The sequence below is a fragment of the Marinomonas spartinae genome (genome assembly GCF_900089775.1).
Taxonomy (GTDB): Bacteria; Pseudomonadota; Gammaproteobacteria; order Pseudomonadales; family Marinomonadaceae; genus Marinomonas; species Marinomonas spartinae.
In genome coordinates, this window is record NZ_FLOB01000001.1 from 487086 (window position 1) to 502181 (window position 15096).

General features: G+C 45.7%; 14 protein-coding genes. 9 read left to right on the plus strand and 5 right to left on the minus strand.

Translation table 11 applies throughout. The annotated features are described in order from the left end of the window. The first annotated feature begins 20 nt into the window (after positions 1 to 20). Together MSP8886_RS02175 and MSP8886_RS02180 are read left to right on the plus strand one after the other, a co-directional pair. Positions 21 to 302 carry a hypothetical protein gene (locus tag MSP8886_RS02175; RefSeq protein WP_139063069.1) on the plus strand — a complete coding sequence of 94 codons (282 nt, stop codon included), beginning with the start codon at positions 21 to 23 and terminating at the stop codon, positions 300 to 302. A gap of 235 nt (positions 303 to 537) precedes the next feature. After that, a complete protein-coding gene (locus MSP8886_RS02180; protein ID WP_067012228.1) occupies positions 538 to 1731 on the plus strand; it encodes an IS4 family transposase in 1194 nt (397 codons plus the stop codon). A gap of 58 nt (positions 1732 to 1789) precedes the next feature. Here the strand turns inward: MSP8886_RS02180 and MSP8886_RS02185 are convergent, their stop codons facing one another. From MSP8886_RS02185 to MSP8886_RS02205, 5 genes are all read right to left on the minus strand, one after another. Beyond that, a complete protein-coding gene (locus MSP8886_RS02185; protein ID WP_217491185.1) occupies positions 1790 to 2392 on the minus strand; it encodes a GNAT family N-acetyltransferase in 603 nt (200 codons plus the stop codon). A 210-nt stretch (positions 2393 to 2602) separates the two neighbouring features. After that, positions 2603 to 4072 (minus strand): Fic family protein, encoded by a 1470-nt coding sequence (locus MSP8886_RS02190; RefSeq protein WP_067012230.1) that lies wholly within the window; start codon positions 4070 to 4072, stop codon positions 2603 to 2605. Between the two features lie 676 nt (positions 4073 to 4748). Next, positions 4749 to 5207 (minus strand): hypothetical protein, encoded by a 459-nt coding sequence (locus MSP8886_RS02195; RefSeq protein WP_067012232.1) that lies wholly within the window; start codon positions 5205 to 5207, stop codon positions 4749 to 4751. 68 nt (positions 5208 to 5275) lie between these two features. Next, the gene (gene polA, locus MSP8886_RS02200; RefSeq protein WP_067012982.1) at positions 5276 to 8011 is read right to left on the minus strand and encodes a DNA polymerase I; all 2736 of its coding nucleotides are present in this window, start codon (positions 8009 to 8011) and stop codon (positions 5276 to 5278) included. A 148-nt stretch (positions 8012 to 8159) separates the two neighbouring features. Then, positions 8160 to 8999 (minus strand): GGDEF domain-containing protein, encoded by an 840-nt coding sequence (locus MSP8886_RS02205; protein ID WP_175365244.1) that lies wholly within the window; start codon positions 8997 to 8999, stop codon positions 8160 to 8162. A 759-nt stretch (positions 9000 to 9758) separates the two neighbouring features. Between MSP8886_RS02205 and MSP8886_RS02210 the strand changes: the two genes are divergently transcribed. From MSP8886_RS02210 to znuC, 7 genes are all read left to right on the plus strand, one after another. Next, positions 9759 to 10715, plus strand: a complete 957-nt coding sequence (locus MSP8886_RS02210; protein ID WP_067012235.1) for a homoserine kinase — start codon at positions 9759 to 9761, stop codon at positions 10713 to 10715. Positions 10716 to 10720: 5 nt separating this feature from the next. Then, the gene (locus MSP8886_RS02215; RefSeq protein ID WP_175365245.1) at positions 10721 to 11308 is read left to right on the plus strand and encodes a DUF1007 family protein; all 588 of its coding nucleotides are present in this window, start codon (positions 10721 to 10723) and stop codon (positions 11306 to 11308) included. Positions 11309 to 11356: 48 nt separating this feature from the next. Next, positions 11357 to 11992 (plus strand): LysE family translocator, encoded by a 636-nt coding sequence (locus MSP8886_RS02220; RefSeq protein ID WP_067012239.1) that lies wholly within the window; start codon positions 11357 to 11359, stop codon positions 11990 to 11992. Between the two features lie 39 nt (positions 11993 to 12031). Then, positions 12032 to 12637, plus strand: a complete 606-nt coding sequence (locus MSP8886_RS02225) for a MarC family protein (RefSeq protein ID WP_067012984.1) — start codon at positions 12032 to 12034, stop codon at positions 12635 to 12637. Positions 12638 to 12778: 141 nt separating this feature from the next. Then, on the plus strand, positions 12779 to 13780 hold the full coding sequence (locus MSP8886_RS02230) for a nickel/cobalt transporter (protein WP_067012241.1): 1002 nt from the start codon (positions 12779 to 12781) through the stop codon (positions 13778 to 13780). Continuing rightward, complete coding sequence (locus MSP8886_RS02235; RefSeq protein WP_067012243.1) at positions 13780 to 14304, plus strand: Fur family transcriptional regulator; 525 nt, start codon at positions 13780 to 13782, stop codon at positions 14302 to 14304. Before MSP8886_RS02230 ends, MSP8886_RS02235 begins: the two co-directional genes overlap by 1 nt. After that, on the plus strand, positions 14301 to 15095 hold the full coding sequence (znuC, locus tag MSP8886_RS02240) for a zinc ABC transporter ATP-binding protein ZnuC (protein ID WP_067012244.1): 795 nt from the start codon (positions 14301 to 14303) through the stop codon (positions 15093 to 15095). Before MSP8886_RS02235 ends, znuC begins: the two co-directional genes overlap by 4 nt. The last annotated feature ends 1 nt before the right edge of the window (position 15096 follow it).

Consider the following 15096-nt stretch of genomic DNA (forward strand, 5'->3'; position numbering starts at 1 on the left):
TGCTCTAGAAATGGGGGCTGTTGAAAATACCCCCCCCAATTGTTGGTGTGGTTCTCTATATGGCATTGGTCGGTTGCGCGTGTGCAACGGTTTTTGGTGTGGCTGTATGGCGTGAACCGAGTACAAAGGAATGGGTTTTATTGGCAGTGATCTCGATTATGAGTGTCGCCGCGCAGCTATTGCTAGTGAAAGCGCTAGAGTATGCGCCAGCCTCGGTATTGTTGTTGCTTCGAAAGGCTATTCCTACCGCTTTCAAAGCAACAGTACGCGAAGTCGCCGAGTTCTGTCTTACTTTTATTTAGGAAAGCGAGCGATCCATACGGACTTAAATATCCCCAAAGCAAACTGGAATACGACAGTTTGCAGACCAACTTGGGGTCTTGGAATGCTAATTAAATTTGTGGGGATACCTCAGGATCTGACCCTGAGGTATCCCCACAAAATTCCAATATAGATCAAAATGTTAGTATAAGAAGGGAACGTTCATAGCCCTTGGTGATCAATTATTTCGCCAAAAACAAACTTTCACTGAGAGCTATGAACGCAACTGCTATATTGAACAAAATCCTGCCGATTGTCAGCCCCAATATGCATAAAGCTCGACGCAAAGCGCTATCAGCTTGTGTACTCAGCTTAGCACAAGGAAGCCTTTGTACCGTGACCAGTATTGGTCGAGGGATTCAATCAAACGCTTATGAAAAGCACCGTATTAAACGTTCGGATCGCCTGCTTTCCAATCCAAATCTGAGACGCGAATCTATTTCGCTGTATGCCTATATTTGTCGGCTGTTTGTGGTTCGGTCTCGTCCAATTATTAGCGTTGATTGGTCAGATTTAGATGCACGTGGCCAGCACTTCTTGATTCGTGCCAGTACCGCTTTTGAAGGTCGATCCATTACGCTTTATGAAGAAGTACATGACAAGCTCACAAAAGAAAAGCCTAAAACACATCGACAATTTTTAAGCGTTTTAAAAGCACTGCTGCCAAGTAAAGCAAAGCCCATCATTGTAACGGACGCTGGATTTAAGACGCCTTGGCTAGAGGAAGTCGTGAAGCAAGGCTGGGATTATGTCGGGCGAGTCAGAAGGCCGCGTAAGTACTATGATAACTCGCTTCAAGCTTGGCGTTGTATATCCACTTTATTCTCAAACGCCAATCAAAAACCTCAGCATCTAGAGCTTAAACATCGCCAGTCGAGTCCGGTCACCAACCAGTTTGTTCTCTACAAAAGCTGCCCTAAGGGACGTCATTCTATAAATCAGAAAGGAAACAGACGAGCTTCCTTGTCTTCACTCACCGCAGCAAGAGGAGCAAAAGAGCCTTGGTTATTAGTGTCTTCTCTTCCAGTGAACCGTCTTTTTGCGAAGCGATGCGTAAAGGCTTATGAAACAAGAATGCAAATAGAAGAAGGTTTTCGAGACATGAAAAGTAGCCGATTCGGCTTGGGTTTTGAGCTAAGTTATACATTTAAAATAGAGCGTCTGATCAACTTGATCCTACTCACAACTCTCACTGCGATCTTGCTTGTTCTGGTAGGCAAAGTCATAGAGTTGGCAGGCTATGCGAAGCGTTTCCAGGTGAATACGATAAGCAGGCGAAGAGTCTTGTGTCACTTCTACCTTGGAAAACGAGCCGTAATGATTTGCTTCCAGATATCAAAAAATGACTGGCGAGACGGCATCAAACAACTCGCTCAGCAACTGAAGAAAAGGAAGCAAGGTTATGCTTAAATTTGTGGGGATACCTCAGCATCTGACCCCAATTGCTCGGATAGGCTAAATAAATTATTTATTCGGGTCTCGGTAGATACTTATCCGTTAGCATTTTTAGTCGCTCCTTAATCTGTGGCCATTCATGATCAAGGATAGAAAAATAAACCATATCTCTAGCTCTACCTGAAGTTGCAATCAAATGCTTCCTAAATGTTCCCTCTTCAATTGCTCCTAACCGCAATAGTGCATTACGTGATTTCTCATTTAAAACCTCGGTCTTAAAAACAATTCGCTGTACGCCTAAACTTTCAAATGCATAGGTAAGTAGAAGCGATTTTGTTTCAGTATTAGCGCCCGTTCGCTGATGTGATGGCGACAACCATGTTGCCCCAATCTCGAGTCTGCGATTTTGTGGTGATATGTCCATATATCGTGTAGTGCCAATTATTTTTTCATCTGCAATACTGACGATGACAAAAGGTAACGCTTCACCAGCCTGAAATTGGTTGAGTGCTTTAGCTACGTAAAGATGCATTTCTTCTTGTGAGGATATAGGTGCAGGTTGTAAATGCCACAGTTCAGGAGCTAACCCGACTAAGCTAAGTGCCTCCACATGCTCAAGTTTCATCGGTTCTAAGCGTATAATTTTACCAGTGAGAGTAATTTGCTGAACTTTCAATTTTACACCTATCGATCATGGAAGGAATCTGATCCCCTAAGACTTGACGAAGCTTAATGCGCCTCGTCCCAGTTACCTCCAACCCCAGCTTCCACAAGCAAAGGCACGTCAATCTGGCTGCTGCTCTGCATAATGTCGACGATTTTTTCTTTGGCGGCTTCTAGGTCAAAGCTTTGTATTCAATCGTGCATGTTGATCATTGCGTATTATCTAGATGATTTTTGAGTAAGCTTCTTCTAAAGCATCAAAGGCGTCGGTGGGCACTTCATACTGAAACTGATCTCTACGCCTTTTAGATATCTTACCGTTTTGCTCTAAACAGAAGACTACCAATTTTGAAAGTGTTTTGTCATTAATGTCGAACTGTTTATTGATATGGCGTTTTAGGGCGTCGTATTGGTTTAGGTAGGCGACTTCCTGTTTTATATAATGTTCCATGGCTTCGTCACAAGCTTCTGCCATGAGTTCGGAACAGGCGGTGCCATCCCAATGGCGATAGATAGATTCATGACCTTTGAACTTAAAAGCATAGTTTTCTGTGTCTAGGTAGTCTACTTGCCAGAAGGTTCTGGTTTCGGAGGAGTAGGCGCTTAATGCCGCAAGATACTCTCGCTCTTTGTTATGCAAAACAGCCGAGACAGGCAGTAATAGGCCATTCGTGAGCTGGCCACTGCGGCATAGTACGTGATGAAACATAAAGCGTGATAAGCGTCCATTCCCATCCATAAAAGGATGTAGAAACACAAAACCAAATGAGATGACCGCGCCAAGCACAATAGGATCTACTTGATCTGGTAATTGGTTGGTAAGATGCTCCCATTCTTGCATGAGTTCGCGGCACAAATTGGGTGAGGGGGGGACGTAAGTGACACCGATTGCGCCCGGGCCATTACTTAAGTAGTTTTGCTCATTGCGATACGAGACAGCCCATTCGTAGGGATTATTGATCGTGGCCTTTTGTAATTCTCTTAAATAATCTTCATCAATTGCACGGGGAATGTGTGCTTGCCTCAGTAGATTGGTGTAACGCTGGATTTTATTGGTATCGGGTTGCTCTTTCTCAATGGCAAAGGAATCTTTGGTTTCACTGAGATACACCCAAGATAAAGCGCGATTAAGCATGGCGTCATCTAGCCCATCTGTGAACTCTTTGGCCTTTTGTAGAGTATTGAGTGCTAAAGCCTTTTCTAATCGGTCAGTACGTTTGACGGTAATGCTGTAATCTAATGAGCCGATCAAATTGATATGGACACGCCAGCGTTTATTGGTTTGATTATTTGCTGTCATGAACTGTTTTGGATCTAGCAAGGATATATAGTTACCGCGTGTCAGATCGGTGATGCGTGGTAGCAGTTGCTGATGAAAGTGTTCCCAAAGTAGGCAGGCAATACGGATATATCTCCCCATAGGAGCGGATTCATAACATTCTAAGAGTTCCTCTGAGCTAACTTTGAGCAGTGCTTGGGAAAGTATTTGTAAATTAAGGTCTTCGTATTTCAGTGCAAACAGAATGTGATCGAGTATCTTATCAGAAGGCTTTAATGAAGCAGGCGTCGCTAATGTATTGTCAATTAGCTGTACCTTAGTTACTGGCATAACACGGGCAGATACTTGCAACGGCAGCGCTTTGATATCTGTGAGCTCCAGTAAGTATGCGTAGCCTACGGATGTATTTGTCATATTCAGCACCAAAAAATTTTTACAAAACTAAGATTTTAGTTATATCTGCTTCATTCGCTAAGATAATAGTTACATTCTAGGCATTGTTCCTTGGTGTTGGATATGCCTAACTGCAATTTAGTCTAAGAAAATGTTTACGGAGCTAAGATTTTTGTTACAAATTGCCATTTCTTCCAGAAAAAAATTACAGGCAGTGTGTAAGTAAGCGTTACTATATGGTTTATCTTCAGGATGATTTGTCATCTGGCCCCTTTCAGTACATTGCTTGTGATGGATCTGCTTAGGCTACTTTATGTAGCGGATTTGCTTAGGAGTTTTTTTGTACTCAAAAAAGTCTGTAGCCGCTAGGAGCTGCGGGTAAAAAAAGCTTTCGAGCAGACTATCTTGGTTATTTTACATCCTGCCTGAAGGTTCTTTATCATTGACTGTTTGTTGTCGGTTGCAATACGTTGGTGTCAGTACTAAAATTAATCATGTAGAAGGGCTTAACATATGACTCATTACTGGATTGTCCATATGTTCTCACGCTACCAATGATTCGCCAGTGACATCGTTGTTGATGGTTAGACTAAACATTGTTTAGTCACCCTGACCCCAAAGAGCTAAAGGGCTGCCACGAACTATCATTTTTCATTTCAAAAAAGAGCATTTGTCATGCTCTTTTTTTATGTCTGTTCTATATCATTGCGATGACTGTCCCTGGGTGGGATTTTCTATCGTAGGCGCTGATAATGTCGTAATAGGTTTTGTCTTTGGATAGTCTTAAAATGACCAGCCCAGTCTTGGACTCTATCACCAGCGCGGCGTTTTCGTCTTTCACCGTGTCAACAATGACGGTTGCTCCGTCAGTTATGATGGATTGTATATAACCCGATACTTGACTTGGGCAGGTAATGCCAATTTCTTTGCTATGTTTTTCATAGATATGTCTAACACCAAATGCCCCTGATCTTGTTCTTCCAAAGCCTGCAAAGCCGACTTTCAATCTAATCTCTAGTTCTGGCCAGTGAGCGTTATTTTTAGGAAAGGTACCAAATGAAAGTGAGCCGTTCGTTGTCGTAACAAAGGCGTTTTTACTGCGTTTGTGCGACATCCATTCGACTGAAAGGTCGCTATGTAGAATGGTGGTTTCCATTTAATCCCTTAAGTTTAAAGCAGGCTCTTCCTTGAGCCTTGCTCGTATTCATTTGTTATTTTAGAGCCTTAATGTGCCTCGTCCCAGTTATTACCAACCCCCGCTTCAACCAACAACGGCACGTCAATCTGGCTGCTGTTCTGCATGATGTCGACGATTTTCTCTTTGGCGGCGTCTAGGTCTTTTTCAGCGACTTCGAAGATGAGTTCGTCGTGTACTTGCATGATCATTTTCACGTCTAGGTCGGTTTGTGCTAGCCAGTCGTGCATTTTGATCATGGCGCGTTTGATGATGTCGGCGGCGGAGCCTTGCATCGGGGCGTTGATCGCGGTGCGTTCGGCGGCTTGGCGCATCATGGCGTTTTTCGCTTTGATGTCTGGCAAGTACAAGCGACGGCCGTAGATGGTTTCGACATAGCCTTTTTCTTTCGCGCCTTCGCGGGTGTTTTCCATATATTGCTGTACGCCTGGGTAACGTTCGAAGTAGCGTTTGATGTATTTGCCCGCTTCTGGGCGGCCAATGCCCAGTTGTTTCGCTAGACCAAAGGCGGACATGCCGTAGATTAAGCCGAAGTTGATGGCTTTGGCGCGACGACGTTGTTCAGTGGTGACGTCGTCCAAGCTGACTTCGAAAACTTCCGCTGCGGTGGCTTTGTGCACGTCGGCGTCTTTGGCGAAGGCATCTAATAGCCCTTTATCTTGGGACAAGTGCGCCATGATGCGTAATTCGATTTGCGAGTAATCGGCGGCGACCAGTTTGTAACCTTTCGGTGCTACAAAGGCTTGGCGAATACGACGGCCTTCGGTGGTACGAATGGGGATGTTCTGTAAGTTCGGATCGGTCGAAGACAATCGGCCTGTCGCAGTGACGGCTTGATGATAAGACGTATGAATGCGGCCCGTTTTTTGGAGCATTTCTGGCAGCTTGTCGGTATAAGTGGATTTCAACTTAGACAGACTGCGATGTTCCATGATCAAGCGTGGCAGTTCGTACTCTTGCGCCAGTTCTTGCAAGATCGGCTCCGCCGTGGATGGCTGGCCTTTTGGTGTTTTCTTGATAACGGGCAAGCCTTGTTTTTCGAACAGGATCACTTGTAGCTGTTTCGGTGAGCTAAGGTTAAAGCTTTCGCCCGCTTCTTCGTGGGCTTTGATCTCGATCTCTTGCAGTTTGCCGGCGATCTCACCACTTTGAATGTGCAAAAGCTCTGGATCGATCAAGGCGCCAGTTTGTTCCATTTTCGCCAAGACGGGAATCAATGGACATTCGATGTCTTTAAAAATACTGACCAATTCGGGTGTGGTTTCGATTTTCGGCCAAATGGCTTGATGCAAACGCAAAGTGATGTCGGCGTCTTCGGCGGCATAAAACGCGGCTACGTCGAGTTCGATTTGATTGAAGGTTTTTTGTTTCGCGCCTTTGCCGGCGATGTCTTCAAAGCTCACGTTAGTATGGCCGAGGAACTTGCTGGCAAGGGTGTCCATGTCATGACGGGAACTCACGGAGTTGTAGACATAGGATTCCAACATGGTGTCGTAAGCGATGCCACGGAGGGTGATGCCATAGTTATTGAGCACGTTGGCGTCGTATTTTAGGTGTTGGCCGACTTTGGCTTTGCTGTCGTCTTCTAACCAAGGTTTCAGCTGCTCTAGTACCCAATCGCGGTCCAGTTGTTCTGGTGCGCCTTCGTAGTCGTGGGCGACGGGAACGTAAGCGGCTTCGCCTGCTTCTACTGAGAAAGACAAGCCTACCAGTTCGGCGGCCATGTAGTTCAGCGAGGTGGTTTCGGTGTCGAAGGCAACCAGTTCGGCGGTTTGGATTTTTTCTAGCCATTTGTTGAAGCTGTCTTTGTCTAAGATGGTGTCGTAATTGGCTTCAATATTGGATTTAACCGGTGTTTCCACTTGGCCATCATTGCCAACCGTATCGCTGGCGGTTTCGACGCTCGGCGCTTTGTCCAGATCAGATAGCCAGGTCTTGAATTCCAGCTTGGTATACCACTCGCGCAGTTTTTCTTTGTCGGCTTCACCGTTTTTCAATTCTTGTGGCTCGAAAGGCAGCTCTACGTCGCATTTGATGGTCGCCAAGGTATAAGACAGCTCGGCCATTTCTTTGTTGTCTTCCATCTTTTTCGCCATGGTTTTGGAACCACGGAAGCCCAAAGCGGCAATCTCGTCTAAGCGGTTGTAGATGTCTTTGATACTACCCAACCCTTGTAGCAAGGCAAGGGCGGTTTTTTCACCAACCCCTGGCACGCCAGGGATATTATCGACCTTGTCGCCCATCAGTGCGAGGTAATCGATGATCAGTCCAGGTGGAATGCCGAATTTGTCTTTGACGCCTTGGATGTCCATGACGGTATTGTTCATAGTGTTCACTAGGGTGACTTTTTCGGTGACCAGCTGGGCCATGTCTTTATCACCCGTGGAAACAACAACCTCACGGCCTTGTTCGCCCACTTGCTTGGCAATGGTGCCGATAACGTCGTCGGCTTCGACACCATCAATAATGACGAGCGGCAATCCCATGGCTTCCACCATACGATGAATGGGCTCGATTTGCGGGCGAAGGTCGTCAGGCATGGGTGGACGCTGTGCTTTGTATTCGCTGTAGATCTCGTCGCGGAAGGTTTTGCCCTTGGCATCAAAGATGATCACCATGGGGGAGTCAGGGTAGGTTTTGATAAGGCTGCGGATCATGCTGATGACACCGCGTGTGGCGTTGGTCGGATGGCCATCGCTGGTGTGCATCGGTGGAATCGCGTGGAATGCTCGGTAAAGGTAAGACGAGCCGTCTACCAAGATCATCGGTGTTTGTGTTGTAGAATCCGTAGCCAAAATAGAACCTCTTTATGAATCGGCAAATATGAGGCCTATTCTAAGCGGTTGAGATGATTTTTACAGTCCAAATTGGAATTAAGTGCTTTAGCTAGGCCGTGTTTGGGTGAGACACAATCTAAGAGAGCGTGTTATTGTAAATAATGGCCTGATTTCGACCGTTATTTTTTGCGTCGTAAAGAGCGTTGTCGGCTTGTTCAATTAGATTTATAAAGTCTTCACAGGAGTGAATCTCGGATTGACCTACACTAACAGTTACTTTTCCGACCGTTTTATAAGGTAGGTTGCTCAGTGCAATCTGGAACATGGAGCCAATGGCCCAAAAGGCCTGCTCATTTGGATTCACCATGATGACGGTAAATTCTTCTCCGCCCCAACGGGCAATCGCGTGTTTATCAAAATAGATGGAGCGCATTCTAGACGCGACCTCAATTAAAACTTTGTCGCCAGTCGTATGACCGTAGCGGTCATTGATGCTTTTAAAATGATCCACATCGATCAGTATCACACAGATTTTATCGTTTGTTGTGAGTTGTTTCAGCCAATGTTGTAGTCCTCGGCGGTTGTACACGTCGGTTAAAAAATCACGATCGGCTTCTGCTTCCGAGCGTCGTAGACTAACGGTAATTTCATCCATATGATGGCGGATGCCACTTTGATAAGGGTAGATAACATACAATATCAAGCAGGCAGGGCCGAATAATGAAACGAGTTCGTAGCCCCGTTCTGTATGCAGTTCAGCAGGATGGAAAATAAGATAATGAAACGTCGGGATGGCAATCAGTGACCAAGAGAGTATGACGTATTTTTTTTGTCTTCTTGGTAGCATCATTAACCCTAGAATTAGCAAGGATAAGGTAATGCCAGATGTGGGTGGAAGCCTCTCTATTAACAGCCATTTGCCTTGCCATGCCATGACAATAAAGTAAAGGCTTGGTGGAACAAAGGACGCTATCACTAGGGCAAGGAAGGCTCTAACTGTATTCTTGAAGTGGGCCTGAGGGTCAACATAGAAATAGATCAATAGCGCTAGGCAGCACAACATGATAATCCGCGGAGCGAGGATGTCGAATAGGTATTTAGAGGGAAAATAAAAAAAGAAAATGTTATAGAATAGACAGCAAACAAGGGAGGCTACAAGAACCCTATATAAAGCAGCGATGGCTAGTTTGCTTTCTTCAGTTTTTAGTCTCAAGGGGGGACTCCGAATTATTGCTCATTGAATAGGATGAAAAAGACCGCGTTTAGATGGGTTGATTCGATCAATTGACACTTCTGCTTCACCTAATGCTAACGCTATGGTGAGTGTTAGCTTTCATGGCACCTTTTTTACACTGTCTTCTTGATTCTATTCATAAAATTACCTCTTTATTATAAGAAGGTTCCATTGGAATTACTATTTTGCTCGATTAGGCTGCTCTTGTTCGTTTTAAGTGCCAGCTTGAAAGGTAAGTTTAGATGCCAAATCGGTAAATTGCTTAAATAAGAAAAAACTTTTTAGTCAAACGATAGAATTACGTAGAACAAATTGACCTTTTGATGCTTATTGTGGAGCATAGGCGTGTTGAGGCCTTTGCTCTGTAACAGAACTTGTAAAAATGGGATGAGCAATGAGTTTGAGTGACTTATCAATCGGGTCGAACATGGCTCTAATAGGATAAAAAGGCCTCTTTATTATGTTATTCGATTTCTTTATTAACGATTTATAGGTAGAAACTTGGCTGTTTACACTTCCCTCTCGGACTCTGACATGCGCGGCCTTGTGGCTGATTATTATTTAGGTGAACTGGTTTCCTTTAAGGGGATTGCTGGTGGTGTAGAAAACACCAACTACTTTCTCACAACCACCACAGGACGCTATGTGGTGACCTTGTTTGAAGAGTTCGAATTTGAGGAAGTCCCGTATTTTTTGAATGTGGTGGCGCATTTAAAGCATAAGGGCTTTAATGTCCCAGCGGCGTTGATTGATATTCATGGGGAACGCTTGCGCGTGGTGAAAGGGCGCCCCACTATTATTGTTGATTGCTTCCCGGGTAGTGAATTGAAACAAACGGATGTGGATTCGTGCCGTTTGATGGGGGCGGCATTGGCGAAACTGCATGTGGCAGGGGAAGACTTTGCCGAGCACCGTGAAAGTCATCGAGGCATGGAATGGTGGCGTGAAACCAGCAAAGCTATTGAGCATGAGTTAGAGCCTGAACAAGCCACGCTGTTGATGTCGCAAGTGGCTGAGTTTGATGTGTTTATTGCCCAGCATGATTATTTGCCAAAGACGACCATTCATGGGGATCTCTTCTACAACAATACGTTATTTGAGAATGGGCAATTATCCGCAATTATTGATTTTTATAATGCCTGCTATTCTTGGACTATGTACGATTTTGCCATTGTGGTGAACGATTGGTGCTCAGACATGGCCACAGGTGAGCTTGATATGGAAAAATATCGCTCATTAGTGAACGCTTACATACATGAGCGCGAGCCAAGTGCTGAAGAGATTGCAGCTTGGCCTTATATGCTGCGTATTGCGGCATTGCGTTTTTGGCTATCTCGTTTGGAAGCTTGGCATAAGGCGAAGCATGATCCGGAACGTTTGGCTCAGCAACATGATCCGCGTGAATTTCAACGTATTCTAGAGGCGCGAGTGCGTTATGCACCAGCATTGATGGAGTAATGGCCTTGTCTCCTTTTTCTGTGTTGCGCTTTATAGGGCTTGTTTTGGGTGCGTTGTTAGGGGCGAATCAGGCGCTGGCTCATCCGCACATATGGGTGGATTCACAGTATCAAATCACGGTAGATAGCCCAGCGATCCAAACGTTTGACGCAACTTGGTCAATGGATGCCTTTACCTCTCTTAGTCTGCTACAAAATTACGATACAAATGGTGATGGTAAGTTAATGGGTGAGGAGCGCAAAGAGCTATTAAACGGCTTGCGAAACCTGAAAAAAAATGACTATTTTGTCCAGCTTAAAGTAAACCAGAAAACGGTTAGGCCAAAAGACGTTGAGATTACGCATTTTAGCTTTAAAAATAAGCTGCTTACGGTAGATCTCAAAGTGACATTAAAGGCGCCTGTGAATCTTTATCAGTCCACTTTAAGCATCGCTTTTGGTGATTCAGATTACTACTTTGCGATGGTGCCGTTGGAAGAAGGCTTGTTACGTCTTTCAGGCAAGTTGGCAGAAAGTTGTACGCCCATTAGTCACGATGGCAAAGAGCGAGGCATTGAGACCTGGGTGGATTTAACCTGTGAACCAGCGCCGTGACATTCTATAGGATTATCCTATTGCACATTTTCTGAAGGGCTTGTCTTTATGTTAGAGCATTTCCAATGGCTGCCTTTTCTCGCTGCGATTACACTGCTGACCTTAAGTCCTGGTGTGGACACGATTTTGGTGATGCGTAATGCCGCAGCTGGCGGTTGGCGTTTAGGTTTTTTGACGAGCTTAGGTATTTGTATGGGGCTGTTTGCCCATGCGACGGTGTCTGCATTGGGGCTGTCGGTCATACTGCTGGGGTCGGCTGAGCTGTTTACCGTCTTTAAATTGCTTGGCGCAGCGTATCTTGTGTACTTGGGGGTACAAGCCATCCGCAGTGCGTTGGCTCCACAAGGCATTGCGTTTAAGGAAGTAAAATCCCCTAGAGCCCTGACTCGCTGGGGGTGCTTTCGCCAGGGTATTTTGTCGAATGTATTGAATCCGAAACCGATTATTTTTTACATGGCATTTTTGCCTCAATTTATTGATCCTGCCCATTCGGCCTTGGCTCAATCGCTTTTTATGGCCTCCCTTCACTTTATCATAGCGATGGTGTGGCAAACGTTTCTCGCGCTTATGGTTCATCGAGCGCGCGTATGGCTGGCGCGACCAAAAGTGGCGCAAGTCTTGGATAGTCTAACGGGGGTATTGCTGTTGGGCTTTGGTGTAAAACTCGCGTTGTTTCAAAGGTGATCCCTTGTTAAGCAATGCCGATCTTGGATAACTCTCTTGATAAGCTTATTAATTACGACTTGGATTAAATTCTTTTTCCTGTTTGCTCCCTTTTTTGTGCTGTCTATGTTTCTCGCGTTAACGCGAGGTGAATCTGCGGCCTCACGACGACAGGTGGCTAACAAGGCGCTGATCGCTTCATTGGTCATTGCTATGGTGCTGCTATTTTTTGGTGGTGCATTGTTTAACGTGCTGGGCATTACCTTGGATGCATTCCGTATTGGTTCCGGTGTGTTGCTGTTTTTATCCGCCTTAAGCTTGGTCAAAGATGGTACGCGCAACCATGCGGTAGGTATGCCGAGTGAAGAGCGTGACGATGTATCCGTGGTGCCCTTGGCGGTGCCGATTATCATTGGTCCGGCGACCATCGGTACTATTTTGGTATACGGCGCTGAACTTCATGGTTGGCATTTAGTCATGGGGATCATGGGGTTGCTGCTGGCCCTCTTATCTTTGGCGGTGATTTTGTATTCTGGTTCGCTAATCGAAAAAATACTGGGGCGAACAGGATTAAATGTCTTGTCTAAAATTACGGGCTTGATTTTGGCCGCAATGGCGTCGCAAATTTTAATGAGTGGCGTGATGGGCTTTTTACATCCAGCTTAACGGTCGGTATTTTGTTCTCCTAATGTCCTGTGGTTTACCACTCGAAGGTAATTTTTTGAAACGGCGTGTTAGTACGTTGACTTCTTCTTGTCTTCGTCCTGTTATAATATAACGGGACCATGGTTACTAAGTGAGAAGTGGATGGCTAAGAACGCCGTTTTTTTGTTGATATCTTGTGTATGTCTGTCGATACCGATTGATGCCTATGCCGCTTGGGATTGGGGGGATTTTGGTTATACACGCTTTCTTAATTGGGTAGTCTACGAGCAGGTGGATTTACACCGTCAGTTGGTGATGGCGGTACAAAAGTTAAGTCGTGACGATAGTCCAGCGCTGTTATGGTCTTTAGTCTCCGGTAGTTTTATTTATGGCATTTTCCATGCTGCGGGGCCTGGTCACGGTAAAGCGGTCATTTCTTCTTATATGTTAGCCAGCCGAGCACCACTGCGTCGTGCCATTGGCCTGTCTTTTTTGTGTGCGGCTGTACAAGGCTTGATGGCGGTGGCCCTGATTGTGGTGTTGGGGCAGATGTTTTCCCTAGTTGGTAAGGCTATGCGCATTAGCCAATTTTTTGAGATCGCCAGTTTTGCTGCCGTGGGTTTGATTGGAGTCTGGATGTTGGTGCGTTTACTACGGGGGAAGTCCAGTTGTGGACACGATCATTCCCATGATCACAAGACCATAGATGTCCATCATGACCATACTCATGATCACGATGGTGAACATAAAGGTTGTGGCGATCCGGTTTGCCAACATCATCATGGTGAAGTTAAACCTGTCGAGCAGGTTGTGTTGGATGACCAAAAGGCGGATCGTCGGAGTATTTGGGCCATGGTGGGCGCCGTGGGAATTCGTCCCTGTACTGGCGCCGTGTTGGTGTTAGTGTTTTCCATGAGTGCGGGTATTTTTCATTGGGGGCTGGTGGCGACAGCGGCGATGTCTCTGGGAACGGCCATCACGGTGGCAGGGCTGGCGATCATTAGTGTTATGATACGCGACAGCAGTTTTGCAATCAGCGGTACACAAGGTGTCTGGCGGAGACGACTATCCGTTGGCTTTGGGTATTTTGCGGCGATTGCATTAATTATTATCAGTATTTCCATGATTTGGACGTACGCAAGCTATGCAGGAAGGCCTTTTTAATGAGTGAAAAACACAATCATCCTAAGGATGAAGAGCATCACGATCATGACCATTGTGTTGAATCGGCGCTGCAGACGGCGGAAGCGTTGTGTCTGGAACAAGGGCAACGTTTAACCAAGGTGCGTCGTCGGGCATTGGAATTGATCTGGGAAAGCCATCGTCCGTTAGGGGCGTATCAGTTATTGGCAAAATTGGCGGAAGAAGGGTTTAATTCGGCTCCGCCGACAGTCTACCGTGCACTGGACTTTTTACTGAACGCCGGCTTAATTCACAAGGTGGAGTCGATGAATGCCTATTTAGGCTGTGCCCATGCGGATAGGGCCCATAAAGGGTATTTTCTGATTTGCGATGAATGCCATAATGTCATGGAGTTTGATTATCAAGATATCCATTCCTCTTTGATCGATAAAGCAAAAAAACAAGGCTTTGAATTACGTGCAGAAACCATCGAGTTAACAGGGTTATGCGCTGCCTGTAAGAGTGCGGGTGAAGCCGCTAAAAAAGCCGCTAAGGATAAGTCGTGAGCATCCGTTTAGTCTCGTTCGAAAATATCGGTATTACGTTTGACCAGCGTATTTTGTTGTCCAATATTGATATGACCATAGACGAGGGAGAGATAGTCACCTTGATCGGCCCGAATGGCAGTGGCAAAAGTACCTTGATTCGTACTTTGCTGGGATTGCAAGCGCCGACCTCAGGTAAAGTGATACGTAATAAAGCATTGCGCATCGGCTATATGCCGCAGAAGTTGCATATTGACCCCACTCTACCCCTGACGGTTAGGCACTTTTTGGCGCTGGTTCGTAACGTCAATAAACGTGATATTTTACCGACACTGGAAAAGGTCGGTGTTGGGTATTTGCTGGATTCACAAGTGCATGTGCTGTCAGGCGGAGAAACGCAGCGGGTATTATTAGCGCGTGCTTTATTAAGTCGTCCGAATTTATTGGTATTAGATGAACCAGTACAAGGTGTGGACGTGAATGGTCAGGTGGCGCTTTATAATTTGATAGAAGATATCCGCAATGAGTTGCATTGCGCTGTGTTGATGGTGTCCCACGATTTGCATTTAGTCATGGCCAAAACCGATACTGTGGTGTGCATTAATCAGCATGTATGCTGCTCAGGTACGCCTCAACAGGTAACTGGACACCCCGCTTATCAGGCTTTATTTGGTATTCCTGGAGCCGAAGAGTCCATCGCCATTTATGCCCATCAGCACGATCATGTTCATGATAAGCATGGCGACGTACTCGACGCCGATACCTCGCAGGATGGTGATCATCAGGATCACACCCATTGCTCCCACCATTAAT

What these genes read in the sequence shown, in the direction of transcription:
- MSP8886_RS02180 (WP_067012228.1), top strand. Translation starts at nt 538, where the DNA reads ATGAACGCAACTGCTATATTGAACAAAATCCTGCCGATTGTCAGCCCC.
- MSP8886_RS02190 (WP_067012230.1), bottom strand. Translation starts at nt 4,072, where the DNA reads ATGACAAATACATCCGTAGGCTACGCATACTTACTGGAGCTCACAGAT.
- MSP8886_RS02195 (WP_067012232.1), bottom strand. Translation starts at nt 5,207, where the DNA reads ATGGAAACCACCATTCTACATAGCGACCTTTCAGTCGAATGGATGTCG.
- polA (WP_067012982.1), bottom strand. Translation starts at nt 8,011, where the DNA reads ATGATCTTGGTAGACGGCTCGTCTTACCTTTACCGAGCATTCCACGCG.
- MSP8886_RS02220 (WP_067012239.1), top strand. Translation starts at nt 11,357, where the DNA reads ATGTTAGAGCATTTCCAATGGCTGCCTTTTCTCGCTGCGATTACACTG.
- MSP8886_RS02230 (WP_067012241.1), top strand. Translation starts at nt 12,779, where the DNA reads ATGGCTAAGAACGCCGTTTTTTTGTTGATATCTTGTGTATGTCTGTCG.
- MSP8886_RS02235 (WP_067012243.1), top strand. Translation starts at nt 13,780, where the DNA reads ATGAGTGAAAAACACAATCATCCTAAGGATGAAGAGCATCACGATCAT.